Consider the following 2258-nt stretch of genomic DNA (forward strand, 5'->3'; position numbering starts at 1 on the left):
TCCCTCCTCGTTCATTAATCGTCGGCTCACCTGGAAAGGTTGTACGAGAGCTTAATGATAAGGATCTTGAGCTTATACAACTATCAATTGATAATTATGTACAAAAAGGGTATGATTACCGAGAAATTTTTGAAGACACTCTGTCAGTTAAAACTGCAGATTAGTCTAAGAACTTCAAAGCCACAAAGAGCTTGGTGATACTGTTCCCAGCTCTTTTTTTATTTGTATTATAAAATATTGGTCTATATTTATCAGTGAAAGAATTTTCATTTTAAAATGTATATGCTGTTCTCAAAAAATTATCTCCATTTTTTATAGACACCCGCACTTGAAAATGAAAAATTTATTGTAAACTAAAAAGACACCATTTGGCATGGTGTCCCCATCATATTATATTCCATCAAAAAGATTCCCTATCGCTCTACCAATACCTCGAAGTATCCAAAAAACAAAACGAACTGGCAATATAATAATATCAGCTAAAGTGAAAAAAAAGTCAAAATAACTCCACTTTGATACTTGGATATTATTCTTTTTTCTTTTAATTCTTAGCTCTCTTTTACGCTTCCACCACTCAATCATCTAAGTAAACCTCCATTTTGTATTCATATACTTACGAATAACTAACAAAGAAGTTCCTACTATCTATTTATTTATTTATTAATTTATTAGGAATAACACTACTCCTAGAGTTCCTTTAATAGAGGGTGGTAATTAACATCATATTTTTCATCTCTTCTTTTCAAATCATTATCCTCTTGGAAAACACCTTCAAAAAATTCACTAGCTAATGGTGCAAGTAATTTATAATATTGCTCGAACAAAAGTGCAGCATGATTTCCGCTCCAAATCTCTGGCAATAGCTCCTTCGGAAGACCAGGATCAATAAAAAGAAACTTCCGGTATTCATGGACTAACCTTGTTCGTTCTACAAAACAGTCTGCAGAGGACATTTTATTATCATTTATCATACTTTGATGCACAATAAATTGATGACTATAATTCGTTATAAATTCCTTGTACTTTGCCTCTATATCAATAAGTGGCCAGCTTTTTTCAACTAAAGCACGGTTCTCTTTAGGACCTTTATAATCAGATACAAAAAAGTCTACATACTCGTGTATTTCATATTTATCTATTAATAATTTTACTTCTTTTTCTAGATTATTCGGAGAGATCCAGCATCCACTAGAAAAACTTCCAAAACCACTCCACAGCAGCTCTTTTCGAAGCTCATCTCTTATTTGTCTTTTATCCTCGGGAATCGTATACATCAATATGCGCCATTTCCCATCCCATTCATTAGGCATAAGCTTAAAAATTCGATTTGCCGCTTCTTCCATTCTTACCTTGCCTCGTTTAGTTAGATAATAATAGCTTTTATTTCCTTGTCTTTCAGACTCGAGCCATCCTTGTTTCATCATTCTAGATACTGCAACACGAACAGATTGCTCATTATGTCCGAATTCCTTGAGTAGGCGAATCAGACTTCCAATCCATATTTTATTGCCGTAGTGCCTTATATAATCACCATAAACAGTAAAGATCATTGACTGTGTATTAGACATGTTATTAATCACTCATTTCTATTTTACCTAATTAATAATATATCACTTTTTCAGAATTTTTTCTTTAATTTGTTATAAGAGTATACTAATTATTTCCCTGAAAATAATTTAATTTTCTGAATTGATTTTCACTCTTGAAGAAATCAGTAAGAGCTATACCAACACGGTAAAAATAAATGACATTATATTAACACAGAAAAACAATCTATTTTCTAAAAAGTAATTCGATTTGATTGACGATATATTCTGAGCTATGCTCCGTACCTTCTTCTAACCACCATTCAATTACCCCAAACATTGCAGAAGCAAGTATATCCAGTGAGACACGTTCTGGCCCATCTAATACTTGTCTTGTCGTTCTTCGCGCTTTGATAAATGACTTTATTTCTTTATGCATTTTGCGCTTAAAACGGTCTTCTTTAAATAAAACGGAGAACATGATGCGATGGTTATAAAAATAATCTAAATAGGATAATAACTGAGTTCGTTCATTAGAGCTTTCTAAGAGGAGTAAGGGTTTTAACTTTTCTTCTAAATCTGAAAATATGTCTTTTACCAGATCTTTTAATAAGTCATTTAAATCTACGAAATGTAAATAAAATGTAGCTCGATTCAATTCGGCCTTGTCTGCCACTTTTTTAACCGTCAGCGCTTGAAGTTCAGTTTTTTCGTTCAACAATGCTACTAATG

Annotated in this window: 3 protein-coding genes and 1 pseudogene; 1 reads left to right on the forward strand and 3 read right to left on the reverse strand. The window is 32.4% G+C overall.

The window, feature by feature from the left end; genetic code table 11:
• Positions 1-164, forward strand: a pseudogene (locus AC06OU_RS05870) (gamma carbonic anhydrase family protein); the annotation flags it as partial.
• A gap of 226 nt (positions 165-390) precedes the next feature.
• Here the strand turns inward: AC06OU_RS05870 and AC06OU_RS05875 are convergent.
• From AC06OU_RS05875 to AC06OU_RS05885, 3 genes are all read right to left on the reverse strand, one after another.
• Positions 391-582, reverse strand: coding sequence for a hypothetical protein (locus tag AC06OU_RS05875; RefSeq protein ID WP_475854585.1), 192 nt, complete (start codon positions 580-582; stop codon positions 391-393).
• Positions 583-686: 104 nt separating this feature from the next.
• On the reverse strand, positions 687-1568 hold the full coding sequence (paaX, locus tag AC06OU_RS05880; RefSeq protein ID WP_475854587.1) for a phenylacetic acid degradation operon negative regulatory protein PaaX: 882 nt from the start codon (positions 1566-1568) through the stop codon (positions 687-689).
• Positions 1569-1773: 205 nt separating this feature from the next.
• The coding region (locus AC06OU_RS05885) for a TetR/AcrR family transcriptional regulator (RefSeq protein WP_475854588.1) at positions 1774-2258 on the reverse strand (485 nt) is incomplete at its 5' end.

Source organism: Psychrobacillus sp., assembly GCF_056205495.1.

Coding starts and splice junctions, on each gene's coding strand:
- AC06OU_RS05875 (WP_475854585.1), bottom strand. CDS start 582: ATGATTGAGTGGTGGAAGCGTAAAAGAGAGCTAAGAATTAAAAGAAAA.
- paaX (WP_475854587.1), bottom strand. CDS start 1,568: ATGTCTAATACACAGTCAATGATCTTTACTGTTTATGGTGATTATATA.